General features: G+C 36.3%; 19 protein-coding genes, 1 pseudogene, 1 riboswitch and 1 other annotated feature. Of the genes and pseudogenes, 12 read left to right on the top strand and 8 right to left on the bottom strand.

All coding sequences use genetic code 11. From position 1 onward, the window contains the following. Positions 1 to 41: 41 nt before the first annotated feature. Positions 42 to 821 carry a GDSL-type esterase/lipase family protein gene (locus ACTT1L_RS07175; protein WP_000755836.1) on the bottom strand — a complete coding sequence of 260 codons (780 nt, stop codon included), beginning with the start codon at positions 819 to 821 and terminating at the stop codon, positions 42 to 44. A 365-nt stretch (positions 822 to 1186) separates the two neighbouring features. Between ACTT1L_RS07175 and cpdB the strand changes: the two genes are divergently transcribed. After that, positions 1187 to 3529 carry a bifunctional 2',3'-cyclic-nucleotide 2'-phosphodiesterase/3'-nucleotidase gene (gene cpdB / locus ACTT1L_RS07170; protein ID WP_442821843.1) on the top strand — a complete coding sequence of 781 codons (2343 nt, stop codon included), beginning with the start codon at positions 1187 to 1189 and terminating at the stop codon, positions 3527 to 3529. A 49-nt stretch (positions 3530 to 3578) separates the two neighbouring features. Here cpdB and nhaC read toward each other — a convergent pair whose 3' ends face one another. Further along, a complete protein-coding gene (gene nhaC / locus ACTT1L_RS07165) occupies positions 3579 to 4952 on the bottom strand; it encodes a Na+/H+ antiporter NhaC (protein ID WP_000253748.1) in 1374 nt (457 codons plus the stop codon). A gap of 277 nt (positions 4953 to 5229) precedes the next feature. Continuing rightward, positions 5230 to 5450, bottom strand: a binding site (T-box leader). Positions 5451 to 5591: 141 nt separating this feature from the next. Here nhaC and ACTT1L_RS07160 point away from each other — a divergent pair. The 8 genes from ACTT1L_RS07160 to ACTT1L_RS07125 all read left to right on the top strand — a co-directional run bounded on the left by ACTT1L_RS07160 (position 5592) and on the right by ACTT1L_RS07125 (position 12395). Then, positions 5592 to 5948 (top strand): hypothetical protein, encoded by a 357-nt coding sequence (locus ACTT1L_RS07160; RefSeq protein WP_000726889.1) that lies wholly within the window; start codon positions 5592 to 5594, stop codon positions 5946 to 5948. A gap of 122 nt (positions 5949 to 6070) precedes the next feature. After that, positions 6071 to 7459: an adenosylmethionine--8-amino-7-oxononanoate transaminase gene (gene bioA / locus ACTT1L_RS07155; protein WP_442821842.1), complete on the top strand. Its 1389-nt coding sequence runs from the start codon at positions 6071 to 6073 to the stop codon at positions 7457 to 7459. Beyond that, positions 7459 to 8187 carry an ATP-dependent dethiobiotin synthetase BioD gene (bioD, locus tag ACTT1L_RS07150; RefSeq protein WP_000012488.1) on the top strand — a complete coding sequence of 243 codons (729 nt, stop codon included), beginning with the start codon at positions 7459 to 7461 and terminating at the stop codon, positions 8185 to 8187. The genes bioA and bioD overlap by 1 nt, the downstream gene beginning before the upstream one ends. Beyond that, positions 8153 to 9340, top strand: a complete 1188-nt coding sequence (bioF, locus tag ACTT1L_RS07145) for an 8-amino-7-oxononanoate synthase (RefSeq protein WP_250669858.1) — start codon at positions 8153 to 8155, stop codon at positions 9338 to 9340. The genes bioD and bioF overlap by 35 nt, the downstream gene beginning before the upstream one ends. Continuing rightward, the gene (locus ACTT1L_RS07140; protein ID WP_000661275.1) at positions 9337 to 10050 is read left to right on the top strand and encodes an alpha/beta fold hydrolase; all 714 of its coding nucleotides are present in this window, start codon (positions 9337 to 9339) and stop codon (positions 10048 to 10050) included. Before bioF ends, ACTT1L_RS07140 begins: the two co-directional genes overlap by 4 nt. Beyond that, positions 10043 to 10852: a malonyl-ACP O-methyltransferase BioC gene (bioC, locus tag ACTT1L_RS07135; protein ID WP_000608932.1), complete on the top strand. Its 810-nt coding sequence runs from the start codon at positions 10043 to 10045 to the stop codon at positions 10850 to 10852. Before ACTT1L_RS07140 ends, bioC begins: the two co-directional genes overlap by 8 nt. A gap of 1 nt (position 10853) precedes the next feature. Further along, on the top strand, positions 10854 to 11852 hold the full coding sequence (gene bioB / locus ACTT1L_RS07130; protein WP_000815866.1) for a biotin synthase: 999 nt from the start codon (positions 10854 to 10856) through the stop codon (positions 11850 to 11852). A 180-nt stretch (positions 11853 to 12032) separates the two neighbouring features. Then, positions 12033 to 12395: a hypothetical protein gene (locus ACTT1L_RS07125; RefSeq protein ID WP_442821841.1), complete on the top strand. Its 363-nt coding sequence runs from the start codon at positions 12033 to 12035 to the stop codon at positions 12393 to 12395. Here the strand turns inward: ACTT1L_RS07125 and ribH are convergent. The 5 genes from ribH to ACTT1L_RS07100 all read right to left on the bottom strand — a co-directional run bounded on the left by ribH (position 12378) and on the right by ACTT1L_RS07100 (position 16654). Continuing rightward, positions 12378 to 12839: a 6,7-dimethyl-8-ribityllumazine synthase gene (gene ribH, locus ACTT1L_RS07120; protein ID WP_000230889.1), complete on the bottom strand. Its 462-nt coding sequence runs from the start codon at positions 12837 to 12839 to the stop codon at positions 12378 to 12380. The two genes, ACTT1L_RS07125 and ribH, sit on opposite strands and share 18 nt — an antisense overlap. Positions 12840 to 12857: 18 nt before the next feature. Further along, positions 12858 to 14051, bottom strand: coding sequence for a bifunctional 3,4-dihydroxy-2-butanone 4-phosphate synthase/GTP cyclohydrolase II (gene ribBA / locus ACTT1L_RS07115; protein ID WP_000468997.1), 1194 nt, complete (start codon positions 14049 to 14051; stop codon positions 12858 to 12860). A gap of 12 nt (positions 14052 to 14063) precedes the next feature. Further along, entirely contained in the window at positions 14064 to 14708 is a 645-nt protein-coding gene (gene ribE / locus ACTT1L_RS07110) for a riboflavin synthase subunit alpha (protein ID WP_000493917.1), read from the bottom strand. Further along, positions 14690 to 15802 carry a bifunctional diaminohydroxyphosphoribosylaminopyrimidine deaminase/5-amino-6-(5-phosphoribosylamino)uracil reductase RibD gene (gene ribD / locus ACTT1L_RS07105; protein WP_074540529.1) on the bottom strand — a complete coding sequence of 371 codons (1113 nt, stop codon included), beginning with the start codon at positions 15800 to 15802 and terminating at the stop codon, positions 14690 to 14692. The genes ribE and ribD overlap by 19 nt, the downstream gene beginning before the upstream one ends. 311 nt (positions 15803 to 16113) lie before the next feature. Beyond that, a riboswitch (FMN riboswitch) is annotated at positions 16114 to 16257 on the bottom strand. A gap of 190 nt (positions 16258 to 16447) precedes the next feature. After that, positions 16448 to 16654: a CDGSH iron-sulfur domain-containing protein gene (locus ACTT1L_RS07100; protein ID WP_001151582.1), complete on the bottom strand. Its 207-nt coding sequence runs from the start codon at positions 16652 to 16654 to the stop codon at positions 16448 to 16450. Positions 16655 to 16793: 139 nt separating this feature from the next. On the opposite strand from ACTT1L_RS07100, the gene ACTT1L_RS07095 reads away from it, so the two are divergent. Next, positions 16794 to 17039 (top strand): YqkC family protein, encoded by a 246-nt coding sequence (locus tag ACTT1L_RS07095; protein ID WP_000360809.1) that lies wholly within the window; start codon positions 16794 to 16796, stop codon positions 17037 to 17039. A gap of 10 nt (positions 17040 to 17049) precedes the next feature. On the opposite strand, the gene ACTT1L_RS07090 is transcribed toward ACTT1L_RS07095, so the two are convergent. Beyond that, positions 17050 to 17973, bottom strand: a complete 924-nt coding sequence (locus tag ACTT1L_RS07090; RefSeq protein WP_000819219.1) for an alpha/beta hydrolase — start codon at positions 17971 to 17973, stop codon at positions 17050 to 17052. 81 nt (positions 17974 to 18054) lie between these two features. Here ACTT1L_RS07090 and ACTT1L_RS07085 point away from each other — a divergent pair, with 81 nt between their 5' ends. Then, positions 18055 to 18534: a GNAT family N-acetyltransferase gene (locus tag ACTT1L_RS07085; protein WP_000233414.1), complete on the top strand. Its 480-nt coding sequence runs from the start codon at positions 18055 to 18057 to the stop codon at positions 18532 to 18534. Between the two features lie 102 nt (positions 18535 to 18636). Further along, positions 18637 to 19499: pseudogene (locus ACTT1L_RS07080) on the top strand (LacI family DNA-binding transcriptional regulator). Positions 19500 to 19509 lie beyond the last annotated feature (10 nt).

The following is a 19509-nucleotide window of genomic DNA, read 5'->3' as shown; positions in this document are numbered from 1 at the left end:
AAAAAGACATGTTATAAAAATAGAATTGTTTCATGCGAATTTTAATATTTGTAGGCCAACACTTTTTTTGTAAAGGAATCGGCAATAATCGAATAGCCTTTATCATTTGGGTGTACTTGGTCAAAGAGTAAATCTTTCTTATCATTCGATATTAATTTGCGAATTGGTAAAACGATAGATGGTTGATTTGCTTTTGCAATGGAATAAACGGATTCATTCCATCCGTCTAAAAACATATCTGCATAACTTGCGATGGAGTCATCGAGTTGTAACGGGTTATAGAGTTCAGAAAGAATGAGTAAAGCATCCGGATTTTGATCTCGGACTGTCTTTACAATATTTTTTACATCCGCTTCAAAATGAGCTTTTTCTTTATTTAACATTTTAATACCGTCTATAACACCGACATCACGATTTAAGCGAAATAAATTATTTCCCCCAATGTTAATTGTAATAATATTGGCTGCTCTAATTTTTTGCTTTACATCTTCTGATTCAACCTTTTTAGCGAGACGATCTGTTGTAAGACCGTTTATCCCAAGGTTTTCTACAGTAATTGGTTTATGAATTTGTGCTTCTATTTGTTTAGAGGCTAATTCAGCAAATCCACCTTGTGTCGATCCATATCCTTTGGCGAGCGAATCACCTAGTACGAGATGATAAAAGGAATCGTTTGTTTGCTTATCAATCCAACTTGGAGTAGATGTTTTTTCTGTTTTTTCTTCGGGTTCATTTTGTTTTGTCTCATCGTTCTTTTCAAAATAAGAATAAGAAATGATTAGAAGGAGGAGACAAACAATTGTTAAGATGACTTTTTTCATAATTCATCCTCCTTGTAATTGGTAATTGTATCATATTCAGCAGTATTAACAATGTAAGGGCATATTATATGTTTATGAAAAGTTTACAATAACTTTACAGAAAATTTGTAGAAGTATGTCAAAAAATATTGACGATATGAAAGTACATTATATATGATAATGTCAGATAAGGTGAAATTCTACATAGTGGGAGCTTTATCTCCCGTTAATTGCTAGTCTCCATCAATGGATCGTTTAAGGAGACTACTCGTTAGCGTAGGGTGAAATGAAAATCGTGTATCTACTAGAAGAAAAAAGGTATGTGGTTAGAGAATGCTAGAAATTCATTTCATTATTCTTTGGTAATTGTATAAGGGGGATTTTTTGTGAAAAAGTCAAAAAAAATGCTAGCTGGAGCAACTCTTGCTATTGGTGTTATAGCGCCGCAAGTATTGCCAGCAACAGCTCATGCGGATGAGCAAACTGGGGAGAGTACGGTTAACTTACGAATTCTAGAAACATCAGATATTCACGTTAACTTAATGAATTACGATTATTATCAAACGAAAACCGATAATAAAGTAGGTCTCGTGCAAACTGCAACACTTGTGAATAAAGCGCGTGAAGAAGCGAAGAATTCTGTCCTGTTTGATGATGGGGATGCATTACAAGGGACACCGCTTGGAGATTATGTAGCGAATAAAATAAATGATCCGAAGAAGCCTGTGGATCCTAGTTATACGCACCCATTATATCGTTTAATGAATTTAATGAAGTATGACGTCATCTCTCTTGGGAATCATGAATTTAACTACGGTTTAGATTATTTAAACAAAGTAATTAGTAAAACAGAATTCCCGGTTATTAACTCGAACGTCTATAAAGATGATAAAGATAATAATGAAGAGAATGATCAAAATTACTTTAAACCATATCATGTTTTTGAAAATGAAGTAGAAGATGAATCAGGTCAAAAACAAAAAGTGAAAATTGGCGTAATGGGATTTGTTCCACCTCAAGTTATGAACTGGGATAAAGCAAATCTAGAAGGAAAAGTGAAAGCAAAAGATATAGTTGAAACAGCGAAAAAAATGGTGCCAAAAATGAAAGCAGAAGGTGCCGATGTTATCGTTGCACTAGCGCATTCAGGTGTTGATAAGAGTGGTTACAATGTTGGCATGGAAAACGCATCGTATTATTTAACAGAAGTTCCTGGTGTAGATGCGGTATTAATGGGACATTCACATACTGAAGTGAAGGACGTATTTAATGGTGTTCCAGTTGTAATGCCTGGTGTCTTTGGAAGTAACTTAGGTATTATAGATATGCAATTGAAAAAAGTAAATGGAAAATGGGAAGTACAAAAAGAGCAATCGAAGCCGCAACTTCGTCCGATTGCTGATAGTAAAGGAAACCCACTCGTACAATCTGATCAAAATTTAGTTAATGAAATTAAAGATGATCACCAAGCGACAATTGATTATGTGAATACTGCTGTAGGAAAAACGACAGCGCCAATTAATAGTTATTTCTCATTAGTACAAGATGATCCTTCTGTACAACTTGTGACAAATGCACAAAAATGGTATGTAGAAAAGTTATTTGCTGAAAATGGACAGTACAGCAAATATAAAGGAATTCCAGTTTTATCTGCAGGAGCACCATTTAAAGCGGGTGGCCGAAACGGTGCTACATATTATACGGATATTCCAGCTGGAACGTTAGCGATTAAAAACGTTGCAGATTTATATGTATATCCAAATACGTTATATGCTGTAAAAGTAAATGGGGCACAAGTAAAAGAATGGCTTGAAATGTCTGCAGGTCAGTTTAATCAAATTGATCCAAAGAAAACAGAAGAACAGCCATTAGTAAATATCGGATACCCTACATATAACTTTGATATTTTAGATGGCTTAAAATACGAAATTGATGTAACACAACCAGCGAAATACGATAAAGATGGAAAAGTTATAAATGCTAATACGAATCGTATTATAAATATGACATATGGAGGTAAGCCAGTAGCTGACAATCAAGAGTTTATCGTCGCTACAAATAACTATCGTGGAAGTAGCCAAACGTTCCCGGGTGTAAGCAAAGGGGAGGTTGTATACCAATCACAAGATGAAACGCGTCAAATCATTGTGAAGTATATGCAAGAAACGCCAGTTATTGATCCAGCAGCAGATAAAAATTGGACGTTTAAACCGATTGTTGCCGATAAATTACATACAACATTCGATTCTTCACCAAATGCACAAAAGTATATAAAGAAAGATGGAAAAATATCATATGTTGGACCATCTGAAAATGAATTTGCTAAATATGCAATTGATATAACGAAGAAGAACGATGATGATAAAGAAACTGGTGGAGAGAATCCAACAACACCGCCAACAGGTGAAGGAAATAATGGAGAAAATCCAACGACACCACCAACAAGTGAAGGAAATAATGGAGAAAATCCAACGACACCACCAACAGGTGAAGGAAATAATGGAGAAAATCCAACGACACCACCAACAGATGAAGGTAATAATACAGGATCTGGACAAACTACAACGGATAATCAAAACGTAAAAGAAACAACAACTGTAAGTGAAAAGAAAGAAGAACGTGATTTACCGAAAACAGGTACAAGTGTTGTTTCTACAATTGGAGCAGGTTTGGCGTTTGTTGGAGCAGGATTCCTTCTGTTATTTAGAAGAAAGAAAGCAAATAGATAGTGGAGAAATATAAAAAGGATTACCGATTCAGGTAATCCTTTTTGATATATTATGAAAGTGTTACAGCTTTTTCCTTCTTCCATGAAAGGCCAAATCCAGTAAAGCCGACGATAATTGTTACAACTGGACAAGCTAAGCAGAAGATTGCGAATGGAACGTAATCAAAAGTTGGAACGCCAAGGACGTTCGATAAGAATACGCCACTTACTCCCCATGGTACGAGCGGGTTAATAACTGTACCTGCATCTTCTAATACACGTGATAAATTACGACGTTCTAAACCGACTTCATCATATTTATTAGCGAATGCTTGTCCTGTTAAAACGATAGATAAGTACTGCTCACCAAGTAAGAAGTTCACACCGATTGCAGTTGAAGCAGTAGAAATAATTAAACGTGTGCTAGTTTTTACGAAGCTAGAGATGATATTCATTAGCTGCGTAATAATACCCATTCCTTGTAATAATCCTCCCATACAAAGAGCTAGGAAAATAAGAGCGATTGACATCATCATACTTTGCAGGCCACCGCGAGATAATAAGCTATCAATATCTTTCATACCCGTTTTAGAAACGTAACCGTCTTGCATAATTTTCATTAAATCAGTTAAAGAAGTACTAGGTTTAAATATAAATAGGATAATGATCCCTACTATAATTCCAGCAAGTAATGTTGGAACTGCTGGAACTTTTTTAAATGCGAATAGGAACAGTAATAAAATTGGAATAAGTGTAAAGATAGAAATCGTTGCATTTTTCTCTAATGTGCTAATGAAGTTTGTGAAGTCAACGTCTCCACTAGTACCGCTTCCTAAAATGAAAAATGCGATAAAAGCAATAATGAAAGCTGGAACTGTTGTCCAAAGCATGTTACGAATATGCTCAAATAAATCTACACCCGTTACAGCTGGCGCTAAATTTGTTGTATCAGATAAAGGAGACATTTTATCTCCAAAGAATGCACCAGAAATAATTGCACCAGCGATTAGAGCAGGATCGTATCCGAGAGCACTACCCATGCCCATAAAGGCAAGTCCTACAGTTGCGGCAGTTGTAAAGGCACTACCGATACTTGTTCCAACAATTGCACAAACAACAAAAACAGTTGGAATGAAAATTTTTGGGGATACAAGCTGGAAGCCGTATACCATTAAAGTTGGAATTGTTCCAGCAGCGATCCAAACACTAATTAATACGCCTACAAGTAAGAATATAAAAATAGATGGAATACCAGCTGAAATACTACTTATCATTCCTTTTTCCATCGTAGACCAATCAATTTTTTTCATAAATCCAAATGCTAATAAAAAAACGATACCAAATAAAATTGGGATGTGTGGTGAAACTTCTAATTGAATAACACTAAAGCCAATGCAGAAAAAGATAAATACTGTTAAAAGAACAGATTCAATTTTTGAAACCATTGTTTTCCCCTCCTAAGTAATCTAAAATAGCTCTTTTTTATATAAAATTCGCCAATATTGTTTATTTCCTTCTAAATTTTAGAATTTTGTGACAAATTACCGGTAATTGTTGTTTCTTTAATATGATACGGAAATGAATGGATAAAAAAACGTCCCTGCATATAATTATGCAGGGACGAAGAAATCGCGGTACCACCCTAGCTTGTGAAATGAATGTATCACAAAATAAAGGGTCGTATGATATGCGCTAATAAAATAAAAACGCCCCTGCAATATATGCAGGGACGAAAAGTTCGCGGTACCACCCTAAATTGTGAAACAGTGTCGTTTCACCACTCTTTAGATATAACGGTCTATAACCGTCTTTCACTACTCCTTACGTTTCGCAAAAGAAGCTCCAGGGGGTAATTCATAATTCGCTCTGTACTGGTTCGCACCGACCACCAGCTCTCTGAAAGCAGAAATCGAAATACTACTAAATCCTATCAATGCCGATTCATATGATGTTAGTTAAATTTTTATCATATATTCGTCTCACATGTCAATAAAAATATTCAATAATTTTTTAGGGAAATAAAGGAGAACGATTTTAATCCTATGAAAATGTGCGTTATAATGAATTTGAAAGGGGAGGAAAGAGTGAAGAAAAAAATAATTCTTTTTACCACTTTACTAGTCATTGGCGGAAGTGCTGGCATTTACACAGCTTTTGCAGCTGAATCAGAGCAGGCGAAGCAAAAGCAAATACAGCAGTTAGAAGTGAAGAAAGCGAAAGAAGCTGAAGAGAAGAAGTCGATGGAAAAAGCAGCTGATAAACTAGGGGTTTCTACGGAAGGAAAAACAAAAGAAGAGGTTGCGAAAGAAGTAAATACCGCAAGATTTGAGAAGCGCCATGATCTATTGATTGAACATGCAAAACAACTTGGAATTGAAACAGAAGGAAAAAAAGACGAAGAGATTATTTTAGAAATCGGAAAGATACAACATGGAAAGTAGAACAACTTATCTTATGATAAGTTGTTCTTTTTTAAGAACTACTTGATTTAAAAATAATTGACAGTCATTTAGATTTAATGTTAACTATATTTATAAACTAGTTAACATTAGGGGTGACAATTGTGACTTTTAGTAAGAGTACGACTGACAAACCATCATATACATATGAAGAGTTATCGGAGAAAAATAAAGCCTATGTATGGCATCCATTTACACAAATGAAGGATTATTTAGAAGAAGATCCTGTCATTATTGAACGGGGAGAGGGAAGAAAGCTATACGATGTAAATGGAAATGAATATTGGGACGGTGTTTCGTCTATTTGGTTAAATGTTCATGGACATCAAGTGCCAGAACTAGATGAGGCAATTCGTGAGCAATTAAATAAAATTTCCCATTCTACTATGTTAGGGCTTGCTAACGTTCCATCTATTTTATTAGCCGAAAAAATAATTGAAGTTGTACCAGAAGGTTTGAAGAAAGTGTTTTATTCAGACTCCGGTTCTAGCGCTGTTGAAATTGCAATTAAGATGGCCTTTCAATATTGGCAGCATAAAGGAAAAACGAAGAAACAAAGATTTGTTACATTAAAAGAAGCGTATCATGGTGACACAATTGGAGCTGTTTCAGTGGGAGCAATAGACTTGTTTCACCAAGTGTATAGTTCGCTTTTATTTGAAGCAATTAAAATGCCTTATCCATATACATATCGTTCTCCTTATGGAAATAATAAGGAGGAAATTGTAAAAAAACATTTAGAAGAAATGGAAGAGCTGCTGAAAGATAAACATGAAGAGATTGCGGCGATTATTGTAGAACCTTTAATGCAAGGTGCTGGCGGTATGATTACAATGCCAAAAGGATACTTAAAAGGGCTACGTAATTTATGTACAAAATATAATGTTCTATTTATTACAGACGAGGTAGCGACTGGATTTGGGCGTACTGGAAAAATGTTTGCATGTGAACATGAAAATGTAACACCGGATATTTTGACAGCCGGAAAAGGTTTAACAGGCGGATATTTACCAGTTGCAATTACTGTAACGACAGATGAAATTTATAATGCCTTTTTAGGAGGCTATGAAGAACAAAAAACATTTTTCCACGGACATAGTTATACAGGGAATCCGTTAGGGTGTGCGGTAGCAATTGCAAATCTAGAACTATGCGAGAAAACAAATTTAATAGAAGAGGTGGCACGTAAAACAGAATATGTGGCGACGCAATTAGAAGACCTCTTTGCATATAAACATGTAGGGGACATTCGTCAATGCGGGTTAATGGTTGGAATTGAACTTGTGAAGAATAAGGAAACGAAAGAAGCGTTTGAATGGACAGAGAGAGTCGGTGTTCAAGTATGTAAACGCTCAAGAGAACTAGGTATGATTTTGCGCCCGCTCGGTAATACGATTGTGTTTATGCCCCCTCTTGCTTCTACAATTGATGAGATTGATGATATGTTACGTATTTTGTATAAAGCAATCTCGGATGTTACGGAGGGAGAATAATGAGTGGCTTTTTTATAACAGCAACGGATACTGAAGTGGGGAAAACTGTAGTCGCCGGTGCATTAGCAGGTGTATTTAGAGAACTGGGATATAACATCGGGGTATATAAACCGTTACAAAGTGGACATGTTGCATCAAATCCAGAAGGAGATGCAGCAAGGCTAAAGGCATTATCAGGTGTACCGACAAAAGAAGATGAAATTTGCCCTTACTCTATTGAAGAGCCGCTTGCCCCGAGACTTGCCATGAAAAGAGCTGGAAGGACAGTAACGTTAAAAGACATTATTCATCACTATAATGAACGATTGAAAGATTTTAATAGTCTACTTGTAGAAGGAGCAGGTGGATTAGCTGTTCCATATACAGAGGATGCTTTAGTAATTGATTTCGCAAAAGAATTACAACTTCCACTTATTGTAGTAGCACGCCCTACATTAGGAACAGTAAATCATACAGTTTTAACGATCGCTTACGCAAAGGCATATGGTTTAACAGTAGCAGGTGTCATTTTATCTGGCTGCAAAGAATGCGAAATGGAAAGAGTGCAAGAAAATAAAGAAATGATTGAAGAGCTAAGTGGGGTACCGGTTTTAGGTTTATTACCATTCTTTGCAGGTGAGTTTACAAGAGAAGAAGTCTTGGAATCTGCTAAAGAATATATAATGATTTCAAAATTAGAGGAGCTTATCCGAAATGAATCAAACGTGGCGCACACATCTTCAATCTAAATTGCAACAATTACATGAGCGAGAGCAGTATCGTAATTTGCATGTAACAGAACAAGCAGAAGAGACATGGCTTATTCGAGATGAGAAAAGGATGCTAAATTTAGCGTCAAATAATTATTTAGGGTTAGCTGGAGATGAAAGGTTAAAAGAAGCTGCTATCGCATGTACAAGAAAATATGGAACTGGGGCGACAGCATCAAGGCTCGTGGTAGGAAACTATTCACTGTATGAAGAGGTTGAGAGAAGTATATGCGATTGGAAAGGCACTGAAAAAGCCTTAGTTGTGAATAGTGGATATACCGCAAATATTGGAGTGATCTCTTCATTAGTGAGTCGTCACGATATTGTGTTTAGTGACAAATTAAATCACGCAAGCATTGTTGATGGAATTATATTAAGTGGGGCAGAGCATAAAAGGTATCGTCATAATGATTTGGATCATTTAGAGAAGTTATTGAAAACAGCGTCACCTGAAAAGCGGAAATTAATCGTAACAGATACTGTTTTTAGTATGGATGGTGATACTGCGTATTTGATGGAGTTAGTAGAGCTGAAAGAGAAATACGGGGCAATTATTTTAGTGGATGAAGCGCATGCGAGTGGAATATATGGAATTGATGGAGCAGGGTTGTCTCATATAGAAAAAGATCTTTCTCAAAAAATTGATATACATATGGGGACGTTTAGCAAGGCTTTAGGGTGTTATGGTGCGTATTTGACAGGCGATGCAATTTATATAGAGTATTTACACAATATGATGAGAAGTTTTATTTTTACTACTGCATTACCGCCTGGAACGTTAGGAGCGGTACAAAAAGCAATTGAAATTGTACAAGAAGATCATAAGAGAAGAGAGAATCTTATAGCAAATGGAGAATACTTCAGGAGCAAATTACGAGAAGCTGGATTTGATATAGGGAATAGTTCAACTCATATTATACCGATTGTAGTCGGTTCAAATGAAAATGCTTTACGGTTTAGCAAAAGGTTACAAGAGGTAGGTATTGCAGCTATTGCAATTCGTCCGCCAACTGTACCGATTAATAGTTCTCGAATTCGCTTTGCAGTTACATCGCAACATACAATAGCTGATTTAAAATGGGCTATTGACCGAATTACTCACATTGCGAAAGAAGAGGAGCTTTTCGTATGAAAGAGCTGAAGATTATTTTTATCCCTGGATGGGGAATGGAAGAAAATATTTGGGATTTAGTACTGCCCCATTTTAAAGGATATCCTGTTCAATGCATTAATTGGCGTAACGTGAAAGAACAAAGTGAGTTTGCGAACAGGATTATAGATGTAGCACAGGATGAAAATGTAATTTTAGTTGGATGGTCACTAGGAGCATTAGCGGCAATTCAAGCTTATAAAAAAATTAAGGCAAAGGGTATCGTGCTAATTGGTGGTACTGCTAAATTTACAAATACAAGTGACTATAGTAGTGGATGGAATACTTTGCATGTAGAACGGCTGAAAAGAAATTTGGAGAGAAGGAAAGAAGATACGCTCAAGCGGTTCTATGAAAATATGTTTACGAAAGATGAGTTGAAAGAGAATAAAAGTTTTGAAGACATCGTAAAACATTTTAAAGGTGATTCTATGCAGTCTTTACAATTCGGTTTGGATTATTTAATAGAAACAGATATGAGAGCAGCATTGAAAGAAATTAACGTCCCTATACTACTTATTCACGGAGAGAGGGATGTAATATGCCCATTGTCTGCAGCATGTAGTATGGCTGAGAATGAAACTGCCACACTCAAGGTAGTAAGTGAGGCTGGACATGCATTATGCGTAACGAATTTCGAATATTGCGCAAATGAAATCATTCAATTTGTAGAGGGGATACGACATGATTAACAAAACGTTACTACAAAAACGATTTAACGTGGCAGCTGTATCCTACGATCAATATGCAAATGTACAAAAAAAGATGGCGCATTCATTACTTTCTACATTGAATCGGCGATATAGTGCAAATTCATCGATACGTATTTTAGAACTTGGATGCGGGACAGGATATGTTACAGAGCAATTATCAAACTTATTTCCGAAAGCACAAATTACAGCTATTGATTTTGCTGAAAGTATGATTGCAGTTGCGAGAACTAGACAAAATATAAACAATGTAACATTTTATTGTGAGGATATCGAAAGATTACGACTAGAAGAAACGTATGATGTCATTATTTCAAATGCCACATTTCAATGGCTAAATGATTTAAAACAAGTGATAAGAAATTTATTTCGTCATTTATCTATAGAGGGGATATTACTCTTTTCAACATTTGGACAGGAAACATTTCAAGAATTGCATGCTTCGTTCCAGCGGGCGAAAGAAGAAAAAAATATACAAAATGAAACATCGATTGGGCAACGTTTTTATTCGAAAAATCAGTTGCGCCATATATGTGAGATAGAAACAGGGGATGTACATGTTTCTGAAACGTGTTACATAGAGAGATTTACAGAAGTTAGGGAGTTTCTACATTCTATTCGTAAAGTAGGAGCGACCAATAGTAATGAAGAATCATATTGTCAAAGTCCCTCACTCTTTCGTGCGATGCTTCGCATATACGAAAGAGACTTCACGGGAAATGAAGGGATAATGGCAACGTATCATGCTTTATTTGTGCATATAACAAAAGAGGGGAAGAGATGAAATGAAACAAGTACAAACAAAAAGGGATTGGAAAAAACTTGCATACGACGTAGTAGAAGAGAAAGTGATTACGAAAGAAGATGCAATAGCGATATTAGAGGCTGACGATACAGAGATTTTAGAAATTATGAATGCTGCGTATATCATTCGCCACCATCACTTTGGTAAGAAAGTAAAATTAAATATGATTATTAATACGAAGTCTGGATTATGCCCTGAAGATTGCGGATATTGTTCACAGTCTATTATTTCAGAGGCGCCGATTGATAAATATGCTTGGCTAACGCAGGAAAAGATTGTAGAAGGGGCACATGAAGCAATTCGTCGTAAAGCGGGTACATATTGTATTGTAGCATCTGGTCGTCGTCCGACTGATAAAGAGGTAAATCACGTAATTGGAGCAGTTAAAGAGATTCGTGAAACGACAGATTTAAAGATTTGTTGTTGTTTAGGTTTCTTAAACGAAGATCAAGCAGGACGTTTAGCGGAAGCGGGTGTACACCGTTATAACCACAACTTAAATACACATGCGAATAATTACGAAAGCATTTGCTCTACTCATACGTATGACGATCGTGTTGATACAGTTCAAAAAGCGAAACAAGCCGGTATTTCACCATGTTCTGGGGCGATCTTTGGAATGGGAGAGACAATAGAAGAGCGAGCTGAAATTGCATTCGAATTACAACGTATAGATGCAGATTCAATTCCATGTAATTTCCTTGTTGCTGTAAAGGGTACGCCGCTTGAAGGACAAAAAGAGTTAACACCAGTAGAATGTTTAAAAGTGCTGGCGATGATGCGCTTTGTAAACCCAACGAAAGAAATTCGTATTTCAGGAGGGCGTGAAATCAATTTACGTTCTGTACAGCCAATCGGTTTATTTGCAGCAAACTCTATTTTTGTTGGAGACTACTTAACGACAGCTGGACAAGAACCGACTGCAGACTGGGGTATGATTGAAGATTTAGGATTTGAGATTGAAGAATGTGCATTATAAGATAGAAAAAAGCAAACTTGTAAAAGAGTTTGCTTTTTTTGTAAATAAAATGTAATAAATAGTTGTGAATGCTTGATACTAGTGGGTTTTGAGCGAAAAAAAGAATTTTGGTGGACGAATTTTCCAAGCCCCAATTGTACATAGTAAATATGTAATTTATATTGGGTTGGAGGATTTTACATGCACAAATATATATTAGCGATTATGACTTGTCTCATTTTACTAAAAGCAATAAGTGCTGATCCAGTTAAGGCCGCCGAAAATCCTGAACAAAAAGAGATGCAACAACGAATTGAACAACATTTTCGAACGAAAGCTGAACATTTTGGATTGAAAACAGAAGGGAAAGATTTAAAGGAAGTACGAAAAGAAATTACTATTATAGAAGAAGCGAAGAAAAGAGAGAATGTATGGAAAACAGCACAGACGCTTCGTATACAAACAGAAGGAAAGACAATGGATGAATTAATAAAAGATGTACGGAGAAAAGCTGAAGAAATAAAAAAAGAGGCCACAGCCTCTTTTTTATGCCCATTGTTTTGATAAGTGAGCCATTTCAATTGCAGCGACGGCGGATTCATAGCCTTTATTACCAGCTTTCGTGCCCGCGCGTTCAATCGCTTGCTCGATCGTTTCAGTCGTCAATACACCGAAAATAACGGGGATGTCTGTTTGTAGTGATAAAGATGCAACACCTTTTGCTACTTCATTACAAACGTAATCGTAATGTGTTGTAGCACCACGAATGACAGTGCCTAACGTAATAACAGCATCATATTTCCCGCTATTCGCCATCTTTTTAGCGATTAAAGGAATTTCAAATGCACCAGGAACCCAAGCAACATCGATATCAGCTTCTTCTACACCGTGACGCTTTAATCCGTCTAAAGCGCCGCCAAGTAATTTACTTGTAATAAATTCATTAAAACGTCCAACAACAACCCCAACTTTTAATCCTGTACCAACTAAATGACCTTCGAATACCATAATAAATCTCTCCTTTAATTATAAGTTTAGTAAATGTCCTAATTTGTTTACTTTCGTTTGTAAATACGTTTTATTCTCTTCTTTTGCTGGCATTTGTAACGGTACACGCTCGATTACTTCTAAATCGTAACCTTGTAAGCCAGCAATTTTTCTTGGGTTATTCGTTAATAATCGTAAATGTTGTAAACCTAAATCTTTTAATATTTGAGCGCCAATACCGTAATCCCGCAAATCAGCAGGGAAGCCAAGCTTTTCATTTGCTTCTACAGTATCGAATCCTTCTTCTTGTAACTTATAAGCGCGAAGCTTATTCAGAAGCCCAATGCCTCGTCCTTCTTGTCTCATATAAAGAAGAACGCCCTTTCCTTCACGCTCAATTTGAGCAAGTGCAGCATGGAGTTGTGGTCCGCAATCACATCGGCACGAGCCAAATACATCTCCTGTTAAGCACTCTGAATGAACGCGTACAAGTACAGGATCTCCTGTTGAAATATCACCTTTTACGAGTGCGATATGCTCTTTCGAATCTAAGGAATTAGAATAGCCAATTGCATGGAAAGTACCGAAATCTGTAGGTAATGTAATTTCCACTTCTCGCGTCACTAATGTTTCATGGTGGCGGCGATAAGCAATTAAATCTTCTATTGTAATCATTTTTATATCAAATTGTTTTGCGCACTGTAGTAAATCAGGTACCCGTGCCATCGTACCGTCCTCATTAATAATTTCACAAATGACGCCAGCTGGTTCTGCTCCGCAGAGCTGTGCTAAATCGACAGCAGCTTCTGTATGACCAGCCCGGCGCAAGACACCACCTTCTTTCGCAATTAATGGAAAGATATGTCCGGGACGATTGAAATCAGCACCTTTTGATGCAGGATTTAACATTTCTCGTATCGTAGTTGCACGTTCGTGAGCACTAATCCCAGTTGTTGTAGAAACATGATCAATGCTCACTGTAAATGCAGTATGATGCGAATCTGTATTATGAGCTACCATTGGTTCTAATTGTAGACGTTCTGCGTACCCTTCTGTAATTGGTACACAAACGAGACCACGTCCATGTGTAATCATAAAGTTAATTGTTTCTGGCGTAATATACTCTGCTAAAGCGATAAAATCGCCTTCATTTTCACGGTTTTCATCATCACATACGATCACGACTTTTCCTTGTTTTAAATCTTCTAGAGCTTCTTCAATACGATGAAACATAATGCTTCCCCCTTATAGAAATCCGTTTTCTTGTAAAAAGCTTTCGGTCATTGAACCTGTTCGTTTTACTGGTTTAGAAATAAAGCGTTCGATATATTTACCAATCATGTCACACTCAATGTTTACGATGTCACCGGCATTCTTTTCTCCGATAACAGATTCACTTACTGTGTGCGGGATGAGTGAAATTGTAATGGAAGATTCGTCTATATCAAATATTGTTAAACTCGTTCCATCAACAGCAATGGACCCTTTATGCAAACAATAGCGTAGCAATTCATCAGAAATAGCTATTTTGTAATAGACGGCATTATAGTGTTGTTTTTTGTTTAATATCGTTCCGATGCCATCGATATGTCCTGAAACGAAATGTCCACCGAATCGTCCGTTTGCAGCCATTGCACGTTCTAAATTTACTTTGCATTGCGGTTTAAGCATGCGAAGTGATGTTGATTGCATCGTTTCAGGCATTGCGTCTACTGTGAATGAAGTTGTTGTGAAACTCGTTACAGTCAAGCAAATACCGTTAACCGCGATGCTATCACCTAAGTGAACATCTGATAAAATTTTATTGGCATGAATCGTTAACTTCATCGCTTCGCCGCTTTGTTGCATGTTTGCAATCGTTCCTAATTCTTCTACAATTCCTGTAAACATTCCATCACCTCACTTCGGGCATGCGCAACAATTTTTATATCATCGCCAACTTGTTTCATCTCTTGAATTTCCAAGGAAAGTGCATCTTGTAATGTTGAAAAACCATTGCCGCCAAATAAAGTAGGGGCATTTTTTCCACCAATTAATTTTGGACTTATATAAGTTACAATTTCATTGAAATACTTTGTTTGTAAGAAACTTGCATGAACGGTTTGACCACCTTCGACGAAAAGAGAAAGAATTTGTTTTTCGCCGAGTAGGTGTAAAACATCCTGTATTTCAATCTGTTTCGTTTTCATTTGGAATATAGCTATATTTTCAGATTCATAAGAAGCTATTTTCTCTGGATTTACATCCTTACCAACTATAATCCATGTCGGTGCTAAACCATCTGTTATGACATGAGAAGATGGTGGCGTTCGTAAATGGGTATCTAAAATAACGCGTATAGGATTTTGCCCTCCGTTAGGAATTCTTGTTGTTAAATGCGGATTATCAGCTATAACTGTATTCACTCCAACAAGAATTGCATCGTGTGTATGACGATATTGATGAACATCAGCTCGTGCATCTTCACTTGTAATCCACTTACTTTCACCGGTTACGGTTGCTGTTTTTCCGTCTAAGCTCATCGCTGTTTTTATTGTTACAAATGGATGTTTCGTTTTCATGTAGTGAAAAAAGTAGCGATTTAATAAAACTGCTTCTGCTTCCAGAACACCGGTAGTTACTTCGATGCCAGCTTCCTCTAATCTTTTTTTTCCATTACCAGAAACGAGAGGATTGCAATCAAGAGTAGCAATTACAACCCGTTTGACTTCTTTTTTGATGAGCAATTCACAGCAAGGTGGTGTTTTTCCAAAATGGCTACACGGTTCAAGTGTTACATACACGGTGGCTCCTTTTGCTTTGTCACCAGCCATATGAAGAGCATGAACTTCTGCGTGTTCTTCACCAGCACGTAAATGAGCTCCCATACCGACGATGTTTCCGTCTTTTACAACAACAGCACCAACCATAGGATTTGGACTTGTTTGCCCAGATGTTCCTTCTGCTAATTGCAGAGCAATCCTCATATATTCTTGATCTGTCATTTTCTTCACCTCTCCTAAAAAAATCAAAAAACCCCAAGGATTTTAATATCCTTGGGGTTTGGGAGACGTGATTTCTAGAAATATAGTTCGAATACGAAAGTATAGGAAAGAAACCTAACGATGATTGATATTTTGGCATAAGGAAGAAACCTAGCAAAAATATCAAATTTTTCAAACGCTAGTCGTATCTTTTTATTTCAGCATAGAAAGATAAGTATACAAAATAAAACATATATATAGATTTGAATTGAATCTATAAAAATATGCATACTGAAATAAAAGTGTATTCGCTATATAAAATTACTAGAAAACATATCCTTCTCCCATCCAGACTATACTGTCGGCCCTAGAGTTTCACTAGATCCACCGTTTTCGAGTTGAAAACGGGTCACGGACTTAGAAGTTTGCACTTCATCACCGCCGGTTGGGAATTTCACCCGACCCCGAAGGATGCTGTTTGCTCAAATTATAGCACAAAAAAAATAAAAGGCTAGTAAAAAGTATTCGAATGTGAAGAATTGTGTGAAAATATATGTAGGCTGAGATGGAGGCAAAAGTATTAGAAATGTTGTAAGGAGAAGGGATATAACGGAGTTGCTAAAAAGAAAAAACATGCACAAAAAAATGTGCATGTCACATGTAAAATTATTCTGCCTCTGGTGCTCTAACAACAGATTCGAATTTACCTTTATGCGAAGCATCGCAATAAGGCATATTTTTTGATAAACCACAACGGCATAAAGAAAATGCCGGTTTTGCTGGGAATACATTCCCTTGTGAATCAACTAATTCCACGTCCCCTGTAACGCGAAAAGAGCCATTATCATTTACTTTAATTTGTACTTTAGCCAACGCTATCCCTCCTTCCCAAACGCTTAATTTCATCATATAATCAAGAGAAGTACTTGACAATATGAAAAGAGCACTTTCTTTGGAAGAGAAGAGAGTGTTATAATATTTTTTATAACTGACTAGAGTAAGGTGACGAAAGATGGATAAACAATTACGTACATTACGAAATATTGCAAATGAGCGCACGTGGGCTTCATTTTTGAATGATAATCATCCATATAGTTTGTTACACTGGTCCATTGCTGGTGTAGGACAAGAGTCAAAGGATGTTTGGTTACTGCAAGATGAGGTAACATTTCAAACGACAGAATTTCCAACGCTAGATGATGCAATAAAGTGGATTTCTGAAAATATGGAACAAGTTACAGACGTTTTAGCGCAATAAAAAAACAGGCTTATGCAAGCCTGTTTTTTGTTTCTTTTACATATGAGTTTAAAAATTGATCAACGGCTGCTTCATACTCTTCTTTATTTTCGTTATAAGAGCAAGCGTGTGCGCCGTGTTCTGCAATATAAAGTTGTTTATTGTTTTCCTTCGCTTCATAGAGCGCTTTCGTCATATCAGCTAAAATATAATCATCATCTTTACTATGAATAAAGAGGACGGGATTGTTAATGTTTTTTATACAATCGATTGGTGAAACTTCACGAATCGTATAACCGTCACGCACTTTTAAGAAAGCATTTGCTAAAGGTAATAAAGGCCATTTCGGTAAATGGAATTCAACCTTTAAACGATGTTGTAATTGTCCGTAGAAATCAGAAAAAGGACAATCTGCAATATAGAAATCAGCACCATCTTCTACAAGTCCTGCGTACTGAAGAAGTGTTGCAGCTCCCATCGATTCACCATGAATACCGAGTGTTATATTTGTTCCAAAACGACTTTTTAGCCAGTCAACTACAGATTTTAAATCATGCTTTTCATAGTATCCATAGCTTGTTGTTTTTCCGCCAGTTTTACCATGACGACGATGATCATAAATAACGACATTATATCCTCTGTTTAAAAATAACCTTGCATATTTTACAGAGTTCATTTTATTTACAGTTACGCCGTGACAGAAAATCATAAATTTATTGGAATGACCAGCAGGAATGTAATATCCGTGAAGATCATATCCGAATTGCGAAGGAATATGAATTTCTTCTTTATGAAGAGCTTCAAAATCCTCTATACGAAAATGTTTTTTCGTTTCTCTTTCGAGTATTTCTTCCTCTGTTTTTTTCTTTAAGTACATCACCTTATTTGTAAAGAAAATCCCAAGGGCAGTTATCGCACCTAGTATAGTAAACAATGCTGCAAAAAAACGTTTCATACTTTACCTCATCCTCCAAATACCGTTACATGTGATACACTTATATTGTATCACAAGGATAGAAAAGGGGAGAAATAGGAAATGGTGCATATACAAAAAATTACGCCAGCGATGAAAGAAACAATCCGAATGTTCATGTGTGAGAACTGGGGGAGTTCATTGATGGTTTCACGTGGTAAGGGACATCAATTAGAAGAGTTGCCAGGATTTGTTGCGCTCTCAGAAGACAGAATAATCGGAATTGTAACGTATGAATTGATCGGAAATATGTGCGAAATTGTATCGTTAGATAGCTTTGAAGAAAGAAAAGGAATAGGGACAAAACTTGTGGATTGTGTATTACGAGTTGCAGAAGAAGAACGGTGCAGGAAGGTTTGGCTTATAACAACAAATGATAATATGAATGCGTTACGTTTTTACCAAAAACGTAATTTTTTGATGACGAATTTATATGTAAATGCGGTGGAAGAGGCACGAAAAATAAAGAAAGAAATTCCGCGCATCGGGTATGATAATATCCCGATTTTACATGAAATTCAATTAGAATATAGTTTAGTGTAATGATGTAACAATTTTCAGAAATATAAATTATTAACCTTGACGAATATTGTAATTTAGGTTACCGTAAAATTGTAATCTATTACCATATTAAGGGGTGACGATGTGGCAACTATACGTGATGTTGCAAAATTGGCAGGTGTTTCAGTCGCAACCGTTTCACGAGTTATAAATGAAAAAGGATACGTTCATGAGGACACAGTAAAACAAGTAAAGGAAGCAATTGAGGAATTACGTTATAGGCCAAATAGTGCAGCAAAGCCACTATTTAAAGAGAATTCAACGATAATTGCATTACTTGTAGATAATCTATATGACCCATCAAACATCACTTTGCTACATTGTATTGAGGAAATAGCGTATAAAGAAGGATATCAAATTATTGTTTGTAATATAGAGAATAAAGATAGATACATACATATGTTGAAGGAAAATAACGTTGCAGGTGTTATTTTAACAAGGTCCGTTTTTAAAAGTATAGGAGAAATCCCACTTCCGTTTGTTGTGATTGATGAAAAAAATCTCATGCAAATTATTATGAAAGTGGCCAAAGAGCGGTCTCTTTATTAAAAGAAAAAGGTTGTCACTTTCTTGCTTATTTCGGTGAGGGCGAAGATAGTGAAGAAATGGAAGAGTACATATCAGGATTTTTAGACGCTGTTTGGGAGGAAGGAATCTCTTATCGAGAAGAATGTGTACAAGGGTATACGAATAAACAGTTTGTTACATTATTGCAAACTTATCCGTATATAGATGGAATTGTAACTTCAAGTGATAAGATTACCTTTGAGTTAATTCGAGCAGCAAAAAAATTAAATATCCGTATACCGGATAAATTGAAAATTATTGGACTGAACGGGAGTATAGACAGTGAGTGGGCAGGTCCGTCATTTATGCAAATGGAAAGTTGTATCGAAGAAAATGGGAAAATAGCATTGCAACAATTAAAGGGAAAAATAAAAAAGTAAAAGGTGCGTA

Origin of the sequence: Bacillus sp. FH, assembly GCF_052216825.1 — a bacterium.
Lineage (GTDB): Bacteria > Bacillota > Bacilli > Bacillales > Bacillaceae_G > Bacillus_A > Bacillus_A paranthracis.
The sequence above is the reverse complement of the archived record's forward strand: the minus strand, read 5'-3'. Positions and strand labels throughout refer to the sequence as shown.